The following is a 16275-nucleotide window of genomic DNA, read 5'->3' on the forward strand; positions in this document are numbered from 1 at the left end:
CGCTCGACGGCTCGGGAAACCGTAATGTGGATCACTGAATCAGCGGAAGTCCCGGGACGCGGGGCTGACCGGCGGCTCGATGGCGTCCAGCCGGTCGGCGACCAGGTTGGTCACCCCCTCGTGTCGCTGCAACCGCCCCCGGACCACCAGCGCGGCGCTGGTCCGCGCCACCCGCCGATAGCGCTGCCACAGCCCCGGCGAACAGGTGACGTTGAGCATCCCCGTCTCGTCCTCCAGGTTGAGGAAGGTGACCCCGCCTGCGGTCGCCGGACGTTGCCGGTGGGTGACGATGCCACCGACCCGGATCCGTTGCCCCGGCTCCACCCGGCCGAGCCGGGCGATCGGCACCGCGCCGAGCACGTCGAGCTGACCCCGGATGAACCGGGCCGGATGGCTCTCCGGCGACAACCCGGTGGCCCACACGTCGGCGACCAGCCGATCCACCGCCTCCATCCCGGGCAGCGTGGGCGCCGCCGCGCCGGTCACCGTGCCGGGCAGCCGACCCGGCCGGTCCTGGGCCGCCGCCCCGGCGGCCCACAGCGCCTGCCGCCGGGTCAGCCCGAAACAGGCGAAGGCGTCCGCCGTGGCCAACGCCTCCAACTGCGCGGCGGTGAGACCGAGCCGCCGGGCCAGGTCCGGCATGTCCCGGTACGGCCCACCGGCGACCCGTTCGGCCTCGATCCGTTCGGCCACGTCGGCCCCGAGGGTTCGCACGCTGGACAGGCCGAGCCGGACGGCAGGGCCGCCCAGCCCCCAGGCGTGCGGCGGCTCCCCCGGCCCACTGCCCCACCGGGTCTCCGGGGTGGACTCCAGCACCGCCTTCGCGCCGCTGGCGTTGATGTCGGGGCGTCGGACCTCCACCCCGTGCCGGCGGGCGTCGTCGACCAGGGTCTGCGGAGAGTAGAAACCCATCGGCTGGGCGTTGAGCAGCGCGGCCAGGAACGGCGCCGGGTGGTAACGCTTGAGCCAGGAACTGGCGTAGACCAGGTAGGCGAAGCTCATCGCGTGGCTCTCCGGGAAGCCGTAACTGGCGAACGCGGTGAGCTTGCGGTAGACGTCGTCGGCCAGCTCACCGGTGATGCCCCGCTCGGCCATCCCCGCGTAGAGCCGCTCGGCGATCCGGGTCATCCGCTCGACCGACCGTTTGGCGCCCATCGCCCGGCGCAACTGGTCGGCCTCGGCCGCGTCGAAGCCGGCCAGGTCGATGGCGAGCTGCATCAGCTGCTCCTGGAACAGCGGCACACCCAGGGTCTTCTCCAGGGCGTTGCGCATCAGCGGGTGCGCGAAGGTCACCGGCTCCTGGCCGTTCTTGCGCCGGATGAACGGGTGCACCGAACCGCCCTGGATCGGGCCGGGCCGGATCAGCGCCACCTCGACCACCAGGTCGTAGAACTCGCGGGGCTTGAGCCGGGGCAGGGTGGCCATTTGGGCGCGGCTCTCCACCTGGAACACCCCGACCGAGTCCGCCCGGCAGAGCATGTCGTAGACCTCCGGGTCGTCCAGGGTCATGTCGCCCAGGTCGAGCCGGGACCCGATCATGTCGTAGCCGTAGTGCAGGGCGGAGAGCATGCCCAGGCCGAGCAGGTCGAACTTGACCAGGCCCACCGCGGCGCAGTCGTCCTTGTCCCACTGCAGGACACTGCGCCCGGGCATCCGCCCCCACTCCACCGGGCAGACCTCGATCACCGGCCGGTCGCAGATCACCATGCCACCGGAGTGGATGCCCAGGTGCCGAGGAAACGTCTGCAACTCGTTGGCGTACTCCACCACCTGCTCGGGGATGTTCTCGACATCGACCGTGGCGACCGAGCCCCACCTGTCGATCTGCTTGCTCCAGGCGTCCTGCTGCCCCGGCGAGTAGCCAAAGGCCTTGGCCACGTCCCGCACGGCCGACCGGGGCCGGTAGGAGATGACGTTGGCGACCTGGGCGGCGTGCTCCCGGCCGTAGCGGGTGTAGACGTGCTGGATCACTTCCTCCCGGCGGTCGGACTCGATGTCCACGTCGATGTCGGGTGGGCCGTCCCGTTCCGGGGCGAGGAACCGTTCGAAGAGCAGTTGGTGCCGGACCGCGTCCACATTGGTGATCCGCAACGCGTAGCAGACCGCCGAGTTGGCCGCCGAACCCCGACCCTGGCAGTAGATGTCCTGGTCACGGCAGAACGTGACGATGTCGTAGACCACCAGGAAGTAACCGGGGAAACCCAACTCCTCGATCATGTTCAGTTCGTGGTCGAGTTGCGCGTACGCCGCCGGGTGCGCCTGCGGCGGCCCGTAGCGCTCGTGCGCCCCGTCAGCGGTCAGCTTCCGCAGCCAGCTCATCTCGGTGTGCCCCGGCGGCACCGGGTACGCCGGTAGCTGCGGCGCGACGAGCTGAAGGTCGAAGGCCAACTCGGCGCCGAACTCGGCGGCCCGCGCCACCGCACCCGGGTACGCGGCGAACCGGGCCGCCATCTCCGCGCCGCTGCGCAGGTGGGCGGTGGCCGCCGCGGGCAACCAACCGTCGATCTCGTCCAGGCTGCGTCGGGCCCGGACAGCGGCGACGGTGGTGGCCAGCCGACGCCGACCGGGGCTGGCGTAGTGCACGTTGTTGCTGGCCACCGTCGGCAACCCGGCCGCCGCGGCCAGATCGGCGAGCGCGTCGTTGCGGTCGGCGTCGACGGGATGGCCATGGTCGGTCAGCTCCACGGCCACCGTCTCCGCGCCGAAGAGCGCGGTCAGCCGGTCCAACTCGCGGGCCGCCGCGTCCACCCCCTCGGTGAGCAGCGCCCCCGGCACGTGCCCCTTGCGGCAGCCGGTCAGCACCAGCACATGGTCACGCAGCTCGGCGGCGACCTCCTCCAGGTCCCCGTAGACCGGGCGGCCCTTTTCCCCGCCGCGTAGCTGGGCGCGGGCGATGGTGGTGGCCAGCCGGGAGTACCCCTCGTGGCCGTGCGCGAGCACCAGCAGGTGCGCGCCGAGCGGATCGGGCTCGCCGTTCTGCGGGCCGGGCAGGCCAAGGGACAGCTCCGCGCCGAAGATGGTCGGCAGGCCCAGCGTACGAGCCGCCTCGGCGAAGCGGACCACCCCGTAGAAGCCGTCGTGGTCGGTGACGGCGAGCGCGGTGAGCCCCAGCCGGGCCGCCTCCTCGGCCAGCTCCTCCGGATGGCTGGCGCCGTCGAGGAAGCTGAAGTTGGTGTGCGCGTGCAGCTCCGCGTAGGGCACCACATCGTCGGGGCGGGCCAGCTCCGGCGGCTGGTACTGCTCGCGGCGGCGACTCCAGGCCGGGGAGTCGCCGCCATCGGCGTCCACGGCGAGCGGGTCCACCACGTGCAGGTGCCGCTCACCTCTGCTCCCGCGGTTGCCACCCGCTCGGGTGTCACCGGCCCGGCCGGAGAGTACGCGTTCCAGCTCCGACCAGGGCATCTTCGGGTTGTGAAAGCTCATCCGGCCGCTCCGGCCGCGCTGCTCGGCCCGGTACTGCTCGGCCGAGGGACGCTGGGCGACCGGGTCGACGACGAACACGACGGCGGTCGCCCCGCCGACGGCGAGAGGTGCGATGAGCGTGATGACTCACAGGCATCTCGATGCCTGTGAGTCATCACGCTCATCAGGACATCTGCTCCCCGGCCAGCGCGGAGCCAGCCGACGCCGGGCAGGGATCGACCTGACTTAGTCATAGATCGCCTCCACCAACCACTGCCCCGACTCCACGGCCAGCAGCAGGGCAGCACCGTCGGCCAGGCTGACCTGGAACCGGGCCCGGCGGCGGGCCTCGGCCGGCGCCCACCAGCGCTCGTCCACCGGCCACGGCCCGGCCCAACCCACGATCTCCGCTGGCTGACCGGTGCCGACCACCAGTCGGGCGGGCGCGGCGCTCACCGCCAACCGCGCGCTGATCACCACCGGCTCGCCAGCGGCGTCGTGCACGGTCGCGGCGAGCGGACTGGGCAGCACCACGGCGGGCGCGGGCGGCGGCAGCCGGCCCGGCCACGGCGGAGCTTCGGGCCGGGCCGGGAGTCGTTCGTCGCCCCATGGCACCAGTCGCACCTGGTCGGCCGGGGAGCGCCCACCACCGAGCACCGCGGTGACCACCGCTTCCGGGCCGAGGATGCCCTGCACCCGGCTCAACGCCCGGTGCGCGCGGTCCCGCTCCTCGCCGGTCTCCCCCCAGAGGCCGGCCTGCAGACCGGCCTGGGCGATCACCCCGTCCGGGACCAGGCGCAGCCGGATGATGCCGGCCGTCGGTCGGGCCGCTCGGGCACCGGCGCGGCCGTTGCTGCCGGAGAGCCACCCGTCGAGCTGCCAGCGCACCCGGTCGGCGATGGCCGCGGCGGTGAGCAGGCCATCGTGCCGCCACACCCGGTGCAGCTCCTGCCCGTGCTCGGTGACCGCCTCGATGCCGAGCCGGGTGCAGGCCAGCCCGTGCCCGGCCAACCGCTCGTGCAGCTGCTCAGCCAACGCCCGGGCCACGAACGCCGCCGCGTCGACCCGGTCGATCGGCTCGTCGTGCTCCGCGGTCACCGTCAGGTCGGCCGGCGGCTGCCGGACGGCGAGTGGGCGGTGGTCCCGCCCGGCGGCCAGCCGATGGGCCAGCGCACCGTCGAACCCGAACCGGGCCAGCACGTCACCGGCCGGCAACGCGGCGAAGTCACCGAGGGTCCGTACCCCCAGCCGGCGCAGCAGATCGGCCAGCGCCGACCGGCCGAGCGCCTCGACCGGCAACCCGGCCAGGAACTCCGGTGTCCCGCCCGGTGCCACCACCCGACCAGCGCGAGCGGCCAACCCGGCCGCGAACACCCCGTCGGCGACGCCGACCTGGCTCTCCACCAGGCACGACTGGGCCACGTGCTCGATGATCCGCTCGGCGGCCGCCTCCTCGCCGCCGAGGTAACGGCTCGGCCCCCGGGCAGCCACCGCACAGGCGCCCGGACGGACCACCTCGACGCCGGCGACCAGCTCCTCCACCGCGGCGACCACCGGCTCGAACGCCCGGGCGTCCCGGCCTGGGTCGTACTCCACGACGGTGAGCTGCGGGCAGCGACCCTGTGCCTCCCGCTTGCGCAGCCCTCGACGCACCCCCTCGGCGCGGGCCTGCTCGGAGCAGGCGACCACCCGGTTGGCGTGCAGCACGGCGACCGGGCCGGTCGCCGGCACCCCGTCGACGATCTCGGCGGCGAGCACCGGCCAGTCCGGGCACCACAGCAGCAGAGTCCGTGCCGGCGTGCCGGTCACCCCCGACCGACCAGGGCGAGTGGCGCGGACGATCGGCCCACGGGCGACGGCAGCGTACGAGGGATCACCCGGGTCAACTCGTCGCCCGGCAGCCAGACCTTGATCTCCTTGGGTCGGGCGGCCGCCCCGCGCCCGCGCGCCGAGACGGTGATCTCCCGGCGGCGCAACCGCCCCCGACCCAGCCCGAGCCCCTCCCAGACTCCTCGGACCACCTGCAGCGTCACGTCCGCGCCGTCCCACCGGCCGTACGGAACGAGCACGCTGCCGCGCTGCCGGGCCCGGGCGGCCAACCGGGTGGCGACCGAGGCGGAGACCGTCGCCGGCACGGTGGTGACCACGACGTCCACCCCGTCGATCAGCGCGGCGACCACGGTGGCCCACTCGGGGCCGGGGTGCGGCACCAGGGCCAACCGGTCCAGGGCGATGCCCAGCTCGGCGGCCGCGCCCGCGCCGAACGTCGGCACCCCGACCACGGCACACCACGAGCCGGCCCGGGACGCCTCAGCGAGCAGGGCCAGCATCAGTGAGGTGCCGCCGCTGCGGCTGGGCTGGCCGGCGGCGACCGCGATGGTGCTGCCCCGGCGCAGGCCCCGGTTGGGCAGCAGACCGGTCAACTCGGGCACCACCGGCAGCACTCGGTGGCCACCGACCGGGTCGGGTGCGCTCGCTGGGCGCACCAGATCGGCCAGCGCGGCGGAACCGACCACCATGCGGCCCGCCATTGGACCAACTCCCCCGTCGTTGCTGTGGATCAGATCAGGACCGGCACGCCGTGCCACCGGCCGCCCGGCTCCCCCCACGGGACGGCCGGTGGCACGGCGGGATCAGGCGGCGAGGCCGTCCAGGGCCGGTTGGTGGGCCACGCCGAGCGCGGTTTCCACCACCGTGACGAACTGTTCGGCAGCGCGGAGCAGATCGTCGGCCTCCCGGGCGCTGACCACCCGGGGGATGCCGGCCTCGGCGGCGGCACGCTTGCTGGCCCCCGCTGCGAAGAACCGGGACCACTCGTCGAGCTCTGGAGCGACCGCGCAGAGGAGGACCCAGACGCTGGTGATCCGGTTGCGGCGACTCGGCGCGGGTCGGGCCCGGGCGGCGAGCAGGGCCGCCGCCGCGCGCAGGGCAGCCAGGTGGGCAGCCGCGTAACGCAGGCCGTCAGGTCGGGTCTGGCCGGCCTCGACCAGCCCACGGCGGGCCAACGTGAGGAGTTGGGCGGGGGTGCGATGCGGCAGCACGTGCGCCGGCACCGTCGGTGCCTGAGCCGGGTTGGTCGGCATGGATGTCTCTCCTCCACGTGGCCGAGACGTCGCTCCGGTGGCTGGTGCCACCGACGAGACGCCGAGGTCGGGGTGGTGCGGAGGAAGACGCACCGGGTGTGGCCGGCCGGGTGTGGATGCTTCCCCACACCACACCCGGCCGGCGGACCGGCGGGTGCGTCGCCCGCCGCCCGGGGGTCGTGGGCGGCGGGCGACGCTCCTGCCTGATGGGACCAGGCTCGCGACTGCCCGGAAACCCAGGTGCGGCCCGCGGAGCCGCACCGCCCGGAGGTGGCGCCGCGAAACGCCGCGCTCCGGCTGGTTGGAACGGGCGTTCGAGGCAATCGAACACTCGTTCTAACTGCTGCTGACAGTACACCTCCCCGCCGACGAAAATGCAACGTGTGACGCGCTGAGCGTGCCGGCCGGCCGAACCCACCTCGCCGAACCGGGAAGAATGACAACATGCAGCCACACCCGAACGTACGAGCGGTGCAGGACGCGCTCACCGCCGCCGGCACGCTCGACGGCGCCGGTGAGCCCACCATGGTCCGCCTGCTCCCCGACGCGGTGCACACCGCTGCGGCGGCCGCCGAGGCGCTCGACGTCGAGGTCGGTCAGATCGCCAACTCCCTGATCTTCGACGCGGACGACACGCCGCTGCTCGTCCTCACCTCCGGCGCGCACCGGGTCGACACCGCCGGCCTGGCGGCATCGATCGGCATCACCCGGCTGCGCCGGGCCACCCCGGAGTTCGTCCGGGCCCACACCGGACAGCCGATCGGCGGGGTCGCTCCCCTCGGGCACCCGCACCCGCTGCGCACCCTGGTGGACACGGCGCTGGCGGCGTACCCGGAGATCTGGGCCGCGGGTGGCGTACCCCAGGCGGTCTTCCCGACCACCTACGCCGAACTGCTGCGGGTCACCACCGGCACCCCGGCCGAGGTGGCGTGAGCGAGCGAACCAGCAGGCACAGCAGCGCGGTCCCGGAACTGGTCACGCTGCACGTGTGGCGGACCTCCCACGGCGCGCTGCCCCGGGCGCTGACCCGGATGGCGCTGGACCCGCGCCGGCTGCGCGCCCTCCCGGGCGCTCGGTTCGGCAAGCTGCTCGGCACCGGGACCGGCACCGACTTCGGGCCGAGGGACGCCGACCTGACCCGGTGGGCGGCGCTGACCGTCTGGGACTCCCCCGCCGCGGCGGCCGACTTCGACGACTCGTCGGTCGGGCGGGCCTGGGCGCGCATCGCCCAGACCCAGGCCCGGATCGACCTGCGCCCGCTGACCAGCCGGGGCGAGTGGTCCGGCCAGCGGCCGTTCGGTGACCCGTCGGGCGGCCGGGTCACCGGCCCGGTGCTGGCGCTGACCCGGGCCCGGCTGCGGGCCCGCCGGGCTGCCACCTTCTGGCGGGCGATCCCGCCGGTGGCCGCCGCCCTGCGCGACGCGCCCGGGTTGCTGGCTCGGTTCGGGGTCGGAGAGGCACCGTTGGGCTGGCAGGGCACGGTGAGCGTGTGGCGCGACCCGACGGACCTGGTGGCGTTCGCGTACCGTCACCCGGAGCATCGGGCGGCGATCATGCGAACCCCCACCGCGGGCTGGTACGCCGAGGAACTGTTCGCCCGATTCGAGGTGCGCGACGTGGTCGGCGACCGGTCGGTGCTCGGGTGGGTCGCCGACGGCGGCCCGGAAACGGTGAAGGGTGGACGGGCATGAGGTTGGTGCGCTGGACGCCGGACGATCTCGTCCGGCGGCTGGACGACGTGGTGGCCGTCTACGGCGAGGCGATGGGATACCGCACCGACCTGCTGGAGGCCCGGCGCGGTTACATCGCCACCCACGTTCGCCGGCCGGGTTTCCGGGCGGTCGCCAGTCTGACCAGCGAGGGTCACCTCGCCGGCTTCGGCTACGGCTATCTGGGCGCCTCCGGTCAGTGGTGGCACGACCAGGTGCACCGCGCCTTGGACGCCCCGACCCGTACGCGCTGGCTCACCCACTGCTTCGAGGTGGTCGAGCTGCACGTCCGACCACCGGCGCAGGGGCACGGCCTGGGCACCGGTCAGCTGCGCGCGCTGCTCGGCATGGCGGAGGGCGACACCACGCTGCTGTCCACCCCGGAGGCCGACGAGCAGACCTCGCGGGCCTGGCGGTTGTACCGACGGTTCGGCTTCGTCGACGTGCTGCGCGACTTCCACTTCCCCGGCGACGAGCGACCGTTCGGCGTGCTCGGTCGGGATCTGCCGCTCGAGCCACCGGCGTCATGACCCGGCGGATCTCCTGGACACTGCTCGCCGTCCTGGTGCTCGCCCAGATCTGCTACCCGCTCACCACCGGCGCCACCCGGGCCGGGCTCACCGTGGCCACCGTCGTCCTCGGTTGGCTGCTCTCGGTCGGCCACGCGCTGCTCAGCCGGGGTCCACGGGTGGCGGCGGCGCTGGTAGCGGTGGCCACCGGCGGCGGGTTCGCGATCGAGGCGATCGGGGTGGCCACCGGCGTGCCGTTCGGCAGCTACGACTACTCCGGAGAGCTGGGCCCCAAGCTGGCCGGGGTGCCACTGATCATTCCGCTGGCCTGGACCTGGATGGCCTGGCCGGCGTGGCTGGCAGCGGTCCGACTGACCGGCGGCAGCGGGCGGGCAGCCGACGGCAGCAGGCCGACGGTGGGTCGATGGGTGGGGCGGATCGCGCTGGCCACGGTGGGGCTGGCCGCCTGGGACCTCTTCCTCGACCCGCAGATGGTGGCCGAGGGCTACTGGGTCTGGCGCGACGCCACCCCGGCGTTGCCCGGCCTGGCCGGCATCCCGGTCAGCAACTACCTGGGCTGGCTGCTCTTCGCGGTGCTGATGATGAGCGCGCTGCGCCCGCTGGCCGGGTCGGTCGCCGCGCACACCGATCGGCGGGACCACCCGATGGTCGCGCTCTACCTGTGGACGTACTTCTCCAGCATCCTGGCCCACGCCGTCTTCCTCGACCTGCCCGCCTCGGCGCTCTGGGGCGCCGCCGGCATGTCGGTGACCGCCGTACCGCTGGCGGTGACCCTGCTCCGCGCCCAGCGCAGCCATCACCTCCGGCCGGAGGACCACCAGCCACACCGCCGCGGCGTCGACGCGACCCGATGACCGTCCTGCTCGCCCTGCTGATCGCCGTCGCCGCGTTGACCGGGCACACCTGGCTCAACGCCGCCCGCTGGCTGCGTCGGCCCAGCGACCGGCCCGAGGACGTCGACGAACCGGTGGCCGTGCTGCTGCCGCTGCGCGACGAGGCCACCCGGGTCACGCCCTGCCTGCGCGCCCTGCTCGCCCAACGCGGCGTACCCCGGCTGCGCATCGTGGTCCTCGACGACGGGTCCACCGACGGCACCGCCGACGTGGTCCGCGCGGTGGCCGGCGACGACCCACGGGTCACGCTGCTCACCGGGGTCACCCCGCCGCCGGACTGGCTGGGCAAGCCGCACGCCTGCTGGCAGCTGGCCACCCGGGCCGACGCGGACGCCACCGCGCTGGTCTTCGTCGACGCCGACGTGGTGCTCGCCCCGCACGCCGTGGCCGCGGCCGTCACCGAGCTGCGCGCCGCCCGGGTGACGCTGCTGTCGCCGTACCCCCGGATCGTGGTGACGACGGCGGCCGACCGGTTGGTGCAGCCGCTGTTGCAGTGGCTCTGGTTGACCTTCCTGCCGCTGCGCGCGATGGAGCGCTCGCCGCGGCCGTCGCTGGCCGCGGCGGGCGGGCAGTTCCTGGTGCTGGACCGGGCCGGCTACACCGCCGCCGGCGGGCACGCCGCGGTCGCCGACAAGATCCTGGAGGACGTCGAACTGGCCCGGGCGGTCAAGCGGGCCGGCGGGCAGATCGCCCTGGCCGACGGCTCCCGGCTGGCCACCTGCCGGATGTACGACGACTGGCCGCAACTGCGCGACGGGTACTCGAAGTCGCTCTGGGCGTCGTTCGGACACCCGGGCGCGGCGGCAGCCGTGGTGGCAGTGCTACTGCTGCTCTACACCGCCCCACCGCTGATCGCGCTGGGGTTTGCCTCGACAGCTCCCCGGGTGTCAATGGTTGCGCTCATCGCATACCTGCTGGGGGTGGCCGGGCGGGTGCTCACCGCCCGCGCGACCGGTGGCCGGTGGTGGCCCGACGCGCTCGCACACCCCGTGTCGGTCGTGGTCCTCGGTTGGCTGACCCTGCGGTCGTACCATCTGCGAAAGCGACGCCGCCTGACCTGGCGGGGTCGCCCGGTCAGCTAGGAGGGCGCGGCATGGCGCGGATCGTGGTCGTCGGCGCCGGGGTGGGTGGCCTCGCCACCGCCGCCCGGCTGGCCGCCACCGGGCACCAGGTGACCATCTTCGAGGCCGCCGACACGGTCGGCGGCAAGCTCGGCCGGTACACGCACGACACCCCGGCCGGGTCGTTCCACTTCGACACCGGGCCGAGCCTGCTCACCCTGCCCGAGGTCTTCCACGACCTGTTCGAGGCGACCGGGGCGAAGCTCGACGAATACCTGGACCTGGTCCCGTTGGACCCGATCGTCCGGCACGTCTTCCCCGGCGGCGGCCCGACCCTGGACTCGTGCGCCGACCCGGTGGAGTTCACCGCCCGGATCGGGGCCGCCTTCGGTGACCGGGCGGCGGCCGACTGGCAGCGGCTGTGGCGCCGGGCGGCGCGGGTGTGGAACGCCTCCTCGCGGGACATCCTGCGCCGTACCGTCGACTCCCCCCGCGACCTCGCGTCGCTGGCCTGGCGCGTCGGCGACCTGGCCGCCATCGCCCCGGGTCGCAGTCTGCGCGGCCTGGGCCGCCGGCACCTGTCCGACCCGCGGCTGCGGATGCTGCTGGACAGGTACGCCACCTACACCGGCGCCGACCCACGCCGGGCACCCGCGGCGCTGGTCGCGGTCCCCTACGCCGAGCTGACCTTCGGCGGCTGGTACCTGCGCGGCGGGCTGGGCACGCTCGCCGACGCGCTGCTGACCCGCTGCCTGGACCTCGGCGTGGTCGTGCAGACCGACGCCACGGTCACCCGGATCGACGCCACCGGCGGCCGGGTGCACGGGGTACGCCTCGCCGGAGTCACCGCCCCGGTGCCCGCCGACGTGGTGGTGGCCAACGTGGACGCGCTCACCGTCTACCGTGACCTGCTGCCGCACCCGCGCCGGCTGGCCGCGCTGACCGACCGCAGCCTCGCTGGTTTCGTGTTGCTGCTCGGCGTCTCCGGCAGCACCGGACTGGCCCACCACAACGTCTTCTTCCCGGACGACTACGACGCCGAGTTCGACGCGGTCTTCGGTGACCCCGGGCGCGGCGTACGGGCCCGGCCGGCGGCCGACCCAACGGTGTTCGTCACCGTGGCCGACGACCCGATGGTCCGCCCAGCCGGACATGAGGCGTGGTTTGTGCTGGTCAACGCCGCCCGGCAGGGCACCGCGGCGGGCGCGGTCGACTGGCGACGCCCGGGGCTGGCCGACGCGTACGCCGACCGGATCCTGGATGTGCTGGCGCAGCGCGGCGTGGACGTACGCGACCGGCTGTTGTTCCGTGAGATCCGCACCCCCGCCGACCTGGGCGTGGCGACCGGCGCGCCAGGTGGCTCGATCTACGGCACCGCCGGCGGGCTGCTCCGCCCGGCCAACCGGGGCCCGGCGAACGGGCTGTGGCTGGTGGGTGGCTCCACCCACCCGGGCGGAGGGTTGCCGATGGTGACCCTCTCCGCGCAGATCGTCGCCGACGAGATCGGCGCCGCCTGGTAGCGCCGCTCAGCCCGCGTCGAGCAGGGCGCGGCGGATGCTGGAGAGCAGTTGCCCCAGGCCGAAACCGGCCAGCAGCACCCAGACCGCGGTCGCCATGGTGATGGTGCCGGCGGCCAGGTCCGGTTCGATCAGCCCGGCCAGCCCGGCGACCAGCAGGCCGGCCAGCGCCACCGAGACCCGGGTGGGGCGTTCGCCAACTGTCACCGCGCCGATCTCCCGCATACCGGCGGCGACCGCCCGCGCTCGGACGTACTCGTGCAACCAGGACAGCGCGCCACCCGCGACGACCAGCCCACCCGGCGCGCCCACCAGCCAGAACGCCAGCAGCCACGCCACCTCACCGAGCCGGTCGGCGACCGAGTCGTAGACGTAGCCGAGCCGTGTGGTGCGGCCGGTGGCGACCGCCACCGCACCGTCCACGCTGTCCGCCACGGCGGCGAGCAGCACAAACAGCGCACCGAGGAACGGCCCGTCCCCCGGCCGGCCCACCAGCAACGGTACGCAGAAGCAGAGCAGCACCCCGGCCACGGTGACCGCGGTGGGGCTGACCCGCAGCCGACCCAGCACATATCCGACGTGGTACGCGAACCGCAGCCAGGCTCGCACCACCGGCGCCGCGACCCGAGGGTCGAACCCGCCGTGCAACCGCGCCCACGCCGTGGCGTACTGATCCCAGTTCAGCTGTGTGCCCACCACGGATCAACCGTCGCGCCGGGCAACAGGTGTCGCAGGAGCAGCGTTCACACGCGCGCGCCGGCCTTCAGGTTCTGCCAGACCTCGCGGGTCGCGGTGGACCGGTTGAGGGTGATGAAGTGGATTCCCGGCACGCCCTCGTCCAACAGTCGGCGGCACATCTCGCTGGCCTGCTCGATGCCGAGCCGGCGGACGGCGTCCGGGTCGTCGGCGACGCGATCGAAGCGGGCCGCCAAAGCCGGTGGGAACGGCGCACCGGACAGCTGCACGGACCGTTCGATGGTGCCGATCTGGGTCACCGGCATCACCCCGGCCAGGATCGGGGTGTCACAGCCGGCAGCGGCCACCCGGTCACGTAGCCGCAGGTAGTCGTCCGCGTCGAAGAACATCTGGGTGACTGCGAACGCCGCGCCGGCCCGACACTTGCGGACGAACTGGGCGGTGTCGCTGGCCACGTCGGGCGAGCGGGGGTGCTTGTACGGGAAGGCCGCCACACCGACGCTGAAGTCGCCGGCGTCGCGCACCAGCCGGACCAGGTCCTCGGCGTAGTCCACGCCCTCGGGGTGGCGGATCCACTCACCGCTCGGGTTGCCCGGGGGGTCGCCACGAACGGCCAGCACGTTGCGCACCCCCACCCCGGCGAGCCGGCCGACCACGTGCCGCAGCTCGGCGACGGAGTGGTTGACCGCCGTGAGGTGGGCCATCGGCAGCAGGGTGGTCTCGGTGGCGATCCGCTCGGTCACCGCCACGGTGGTGTCCCGGGTCGAGCCGCCGGCGCCGTACGTGATCGACACGAACGACGGGCGCAGCGATTCCAGCTCGCGGATGGCCTGCCAGAGCAGCTGCTCTCCCGCCTCGGTCTTGGGCGGGAAGAACTCGAACGAGAAGGTCGGCTGGTGCTCACGAATGAGCTCCCCGATCGCCGGCTGCGGATTGGGGAGTGTCGAGGGAAGACCGAGCGCCACGACCCCGACTCTAGCGGTCGATGCCGACAGGACCCAGGCCCTTCCCATCCAGCGGCCGACGCCGCCCGGTCCACCCTGAGCCGACAGGTGTCGCCCGGACGTTCCAACCCGACTGGCGCTGCCGCCCGGTCCGCCCTGAGCCGGCGGGCGGTGTCGCACCGCGGGCCGAGCCGGCGGGCGGAAAGGCGTCGTACCTCCGCGGTAGGAAGAGGCGGTGCGGGAGGGGCGGCGGGGGTGGCCCCGGGGGTCCCGTGCGGGGGTCAGCAACCGAGCGGTGACGCCGGTCCAGTCCGGTCGGGCCGGCGGGTCGTCACCGCACCGACGCCCGCCAGGAGGACCCATGATCCCGCCCGCCTCACCGAGCCCCACGCAGCTCGGGCCGCTGCTGACCCGGTGCCGACTGGCCCGGGGCTGGAGCCAGCAGCGAGCCGCCGCCGAGTTGTGCGCCGCCGCCGGGGTGCCGACGCTGAGTCGGCACGAGGTCTCCCGGTGGGAACGACAGCGTCGCGTGCCGGGCGGGTTCTGGCTCGGCTGGCTCGCCGTCGTCCTGGACGTGCCGCTGGTGACGCTCGCCGAGGCCGCAGCGGCCACCCGTCGGGCCGGCCCGACGCGGGCCACCGGGCCGGGACGCGCCGCGCCGCACGGCGTACGACCGGCTGGGCGAACGGGTCCCGGCCGCCCCGGCGGCACTACGCGTGGCGGTGGAGCACGAATCATGACGACCGGCTAGCGTCGGGGCGTGACCCACGCTGCTCCCGTGTCCCCCGTCGACCGCAACGGCCTGCGGGAGCGGGTCGACAAGGCTCTCACCGAGTTTCTGGCCGGCCAACGGGTCCGGCTCGCCGCCGTGGACGACGCGTTGGCCCCGGTGGCCGAAGCGATCGAGGCGTTCGTGCTCGGTGGCGGCAAGCGGCTGCGTCCAGCATTCGCGTACTGGGGGTTCCGGGGGGCCGGCGGGGTGGACGGCGACCAGGTGCTCACCGCCCTGGCCGCGCTGGAGTTCGTCCAGGCCAGTGCCCTGATCCACGACGACCTGATGGACCGTTCCGACACCCGCCGCGGCGAGCCCGCCGTACACCGAAGGTTCGCCACCCGGCACCGGGAGGCCGGTTGGGGCGGCGACCCGGACGGTTTCGGCGACGCCGCGGCCATCCTGCTCGGTGACCTCTGCCTGGTCTGGTCCGACGAGCTGTTGCACTCGGCGGGCCTGGACCTGTGGGCGTTGGCCCGGGCCCGGCCGGTCTTCGACGAGATGCGCACCGAGGTCACCGTCGGGCAGTATCTCGACGTGCTGACGCAGGTCACCGGGGACACTTCGGTGGAACGGGCCAGCAAGGTCGCCCGGTACAAGTCCGCGAAGTACACCGTCGAACGGCCGATGCTGCTCGGGGCCGCGCTGGCCGACGCGCCGGAGGACGTACGGACGGCCTACTCGGCGTACGGGCTGCCGCTCGGCGAGGCGTTCCAGCTCCGCGACGACGTGCTGGGGGTCTTCGGTGACCCGGCGCTGACCGGCAAGCCTGCCGGGGACGATCTGCGCGAAGGCAAGCGCACCTACCTGGTGGCGGCGGCCGTGGAGGCCACCGACGACGCGGGCCGCGAGCTGCTGCTCGGGCGGCTCGGCGACCCGGAGCTGGACGAGCAGGGGGTGGCCCGGCTCCGCGAGGTGATCTTGGGGAGCGGGGCGCTGGCGCGTACCGAGCAGCGGATCGCCACGCTCACCGACGCCGCACTGACCGCACTGACCGCCGTCGACCTCGACACCGAGGCCCGCCAAGCCCTGGTCGACCTGGCCATAGCAGCAACCCGCCGAGCCGACTAACCCCAGCCCCACTCCCCCCGCCCCCGCTCCCCCTCCGGCCCTCACCCCCCACCTCTCGGGGTTGATCATGAAGTTATTGCCACGACACGCCGGGCGGGCTGGCAATAACTTCATGATCAACGGGGGCCAGGGCGGGGTGGGCCGGGTCGGGTGGGGGGTGAGTGGGGCCGGGGCGGGTGGGTGGGGTTAGAAGCCTTGGGCTTGGGCTCGGCGTTTCACCTCGCGGGCCTGGTCGCCGGAGAGGGCGGCTGCCGGGGTGGCGCCGGGGAGGGTGTCGTCCGGCTCGTAGAGCCAGCGCAGGGCGGCCTCGTCGTCGTAGCCGTTGTCGGCGAGCAGGTTGAGCACGCCGGGCAGGTGCTTGAGCACGGTCTGGTTGGCAACCAGGTCCGCTGGGATTCGGCGGACGCCGTCGCGGCGGACCGCCAACAGCTCCCGGTCACGGATCATCTGGTGCACCTTGCTGATCGACACGTCGAGGCGTTCCGCGACGTCGGGCAGGGTCAACCAGCCGGCCGGGTCGGTGGGTCCGGCGAGCTCCAGGCCGGGCGCGGCCTGATCGGGTACGGGTTCGGTCACCCGACCACCCTGCCACGCCGC

Annotated in this window: 15 protein-coding genes; 8 read left to right on the forward strand and 7 right to left on the reverse strand. The window is 74.0% G+C overall.

Features of this window, described 5'->3' with window-relative positions; translation table 11 throughout:
- Positions 1–39: 39 nt before the first annotated feature.
- The 4 genes from V6U86_RS05870 to V6U86_RS05885 all read right to left on the reverse strand — a co-directional run bounded on the left by V6U86_RS05870 (position 40) and on the right by V6U86_RS05885 (position 6485).
- Positions 40–3423, reverse strand: a complete 3384-nt coding sequence (locus V6U86_RS05870) for an error-prone DNA polymerase (RefSeq protein WP_334499900.1) — start codon at positions 3421–3423, stop codon at positions 40–42.
- Positions 3424–3648: 225 nt separating this feature from the next.
- Positions 3649–5211, reverse strand: coding sequence for a DNA polymerase Y family protein (locus V6U86_RS05875; RefSeq protein WP_334499278.1), 1563 nt, complete (start codon positions 5209–5211; stop codon positions 3649–3651).
- Positions 5208–5933, reverse strand: a complete 726-nt coding sequence (locus V6U86_RS05880; RefSeq protein WP_334499280.1) for a hypothetical protein — start codon at positions 5931–5933, stop codon at positions 5208–5210. The genes V6U86_RS05875 and V6U86_RS05880 overlap by 4 nt, the downstream gene beginning before the upstream one ends.
- Positions 5934–6035: 102 nt before the next feature.
- The gene (locus V6U86_RS05885; RefSeq protein ID WP_007463070.1) at positions 6036–6485 is read right to left on the reverse strand and encodes an SAV_6107 family HEPN domain-containing protein; all 450 of its coding nucleotides are present in this window, start codon (positions 6483–6485) and stop codon (positions 6036–6038) included.
- A 444-nt stretch (positions 6486–6929) separates the two neighbouring features.
- Between V6U86_RS05885 and V6U86_RS05890 the strand changes: the two genes are divergently transcribed.
- Genes V6U86_RS05890 through V6U86_RS05915 form a run of 6 tightly spaced genes read left to right on the forward strand, consistent with a single transcriptional unit; the run spans position 6930 to position 12198 of the window.
- Positions 6930–7418 (forward strand): YbaK/EbsC family protein, encoded by a 489-nt coding sequence (locus V6U86_RS05890; protein WP_334499288.1) that lies wholly within the window; start codon positions 6930–6932, stop codon positions 7416–7418.
- Positions 7415–8176: a monooxygenase gene (locus tag V6U86_RS05895; RefSeq protein WP_334499289.1), complete on the forward strand. Its 762-nt coding sequence runs from the start codon at positions 7415–7417 to the stop codon at positions 8174–8176. Before V6U86_RS05890 ends, V6U86_RS05895 begins: the two co-directional genes overlap by 4 nt.
- The gene (locus tag V6U86_RS05900) at positions 8173–8724 is read left to right on the forward strand and encodes a GNAT family N-acetyltransferase (protein WP_334499290.1); all 552 of its coding nucleotides are present in this window, start codon (positions 8173–8175) and stop codon (positions 8722–8724) included. The genes V6U86_RS05895 and V6U86_RS05900 overlap by 4 nt, the downstream gene beginning before the upstream one ends.
- Complete coding sequence (locus V6U86_RS05905; RefSeq protein WP_334499292.1) at positions 8721–9578, forward strand: carotenoid biosynthesis protein; 858 nt, start codon at positions 8721–8723, stop codon at positions 9576–9578. Before V6U86_RS05900 ends, V6U86_RS05905 begins: the two co-directional genes overlap by 4 nt.
- Positions 9575–10699, forward strand: coding sequence for a glycosyltransferase (locus tag V6U86_RS05910; protein WP_334499294.1), 1125 nt, complete (start codon positions 9575–9577; stop codon positions 10697–10699). Before V6U86_RS05905 ends, V6U86_RS05910 begins: the two co-directional genes overlap by 4 nt.
- 11 nt (positions 10700–10710) lie before the next feature.
- Positions 10711–12198, forward strand: coding sequence for a phytoene desaturase family protein (locus tag V6U86_RS05915; protein ID WP_334499296.1), 1488 nt, complete (start codon positions 10711–10713; stop codon positions 12196–12198).
- A 6-nt stretch (positions 12199–12204) separates the two neighbouring features.
- Here the strand turns inward: V6U86_RS05915 and V6U86_RS05920 are convergent, their stop codons facing one another.
- Positions 12205–12894 (reverse strand): CDP-alcohol phosphatidyltransferase family protein, encoded by a 690-nt coding sequence (locus tag V6U86_RS05920; protein ID WP_334499298.1) that lies wholly within the window; start codon positions 12892–12894, stop codon positions 12205–12207.
- 44 nt (positions 12895–12938) lie between these two features.
- Entirely contained in the window at positions 12939–13856 is a 918-nt protein-coding gene (metF, locus tag V6U86_RS05925) for a methylenetetrahydrofolate reductase [NAD(P)H] (RefSeq protein ID WP_334499300.1), read from the reverse strand.
- A gap of 340 nt (positions 13857–14196) precedes the next feature.
- Between metF and V6U86_RS05930 the strand changes: the two genes are divergently transcribed.
- Both V6U86_RS05930 and V6U86_RS05935 read left to right on the forward strand, forming a co-directional pair.
- A complete protein-coding gene (locus V6U86_RS05930; RefSeq protein ID WP_334499302.1) occupies positions 14197–14586 on the forward strand; it encodes a helix-turn-helix domain-containing protein in 390 nt (129 codons plus the stop codon).
- Positions 14587–14595: 9 nt separating this feature from the next.
- Positions 14596–15678, forward strand: coding sequence for a polyprenyl synthetase family protein (locus tag V6U86_RS05935; protein WP_334499304.1), 1083 nt, complete (start codon positions 14596–14598; stop codon positions 15676–15678).
- 186 nt (positions 15679–15864) lie between these two features.
- On the opposite strand, the gene V6U86_RS05940 is transcribed toward V6U86_RS05935, so the two are convergent.
- Positions 15865–16254: an Rv2175c family DNA-binding protein gene (locus V6U86_RS05940; protein ID WP_334499306.1), complete on the reverse strand. Its 390-nt coding sequence runs from the start codon at positions 16252–16254 to the stop codon at positions 15865–15867.
- Positions 16255–16275: the final 21 nt, after the last annotated feature.

Source organism: Micromonospora sp. CPCC 205558 (assembly GCF_036902955.1).
Classification (GTDB): domain Bacteria; phylum Actinomycetota; class Actinomycetes; order Mycobacteriales; family Micromonosporaceae; genus Micromonospora.

Excerpts from the sequence above, each read along its gene's own strand:
- V6U86_RS05905 (WP_334499292.1), top strand. The coding sequence starts at position 8,721 with ATGACCCGGCGGATCTCCTGGACACTGCTCGCCGTCCTGGTGCTCGCC.
- V6U86_RS05910 (WP_334499294.1), top strand. The coding sequence starts at position 9,575 with ATGACCGTCCTGCTCGCCCTGCTGATCGCCGTCGCCGCGTTGACCGGG.
- V6U86_RS05885 (WP_007463070.1), bottom strand. The coding sequence starts at position 6,485 with ATGCCGACCAACCCGGCTCAGGCACCGACGGTGCCGGCGCACGTGCTG.
- V6U86_RS05870 (WP_334499900.1), bottom strand. The coding sequence starts at position 3,423 with ATGAGCTTTCACAACCCGAAGATGCCCTGGTCGGAGCTGGAACGCGTA.
- V6U86_RS05930 (WP_334499302.1), top strand. The coding sequence starts at position 14,197 with ATGATCCCGCCCGCCTCACCGAGCCCCACGCAGCTCGGGCCGCTGCTG.
- V6U86_RS05880 (WP_334499280.1), bottom strand. The coding sequence starts at position 5,933 with ATGGCGGGCCGCATGGTGGTCGGTTCCGCCGCGCTGGCCGATCTGGTG.
- V6U86_RS05915 (WP_334499296.1), top strand. The coding sequence starts at position 10,711 with ATGGCGCGGATCGTGGTCGTCGGCGCCGGGGTGGGTGGCCTCGCCACC.
- V6U86_RS05900 (WP_334499290.1), top strand. The coding sequence starts at position 8,173 with ATGAGGTTGGTGCGCTGGACGCCGGACGATCTCGTCCGGCGGCTGGAC.
- V6U86_RS05890 (WP_334499288.1), top strand. The coding sequence starts at position 6,930 with ATGCAGCCACACCCGAACGTACGAGCGGTGCAGGACGCGCTCACCGCC.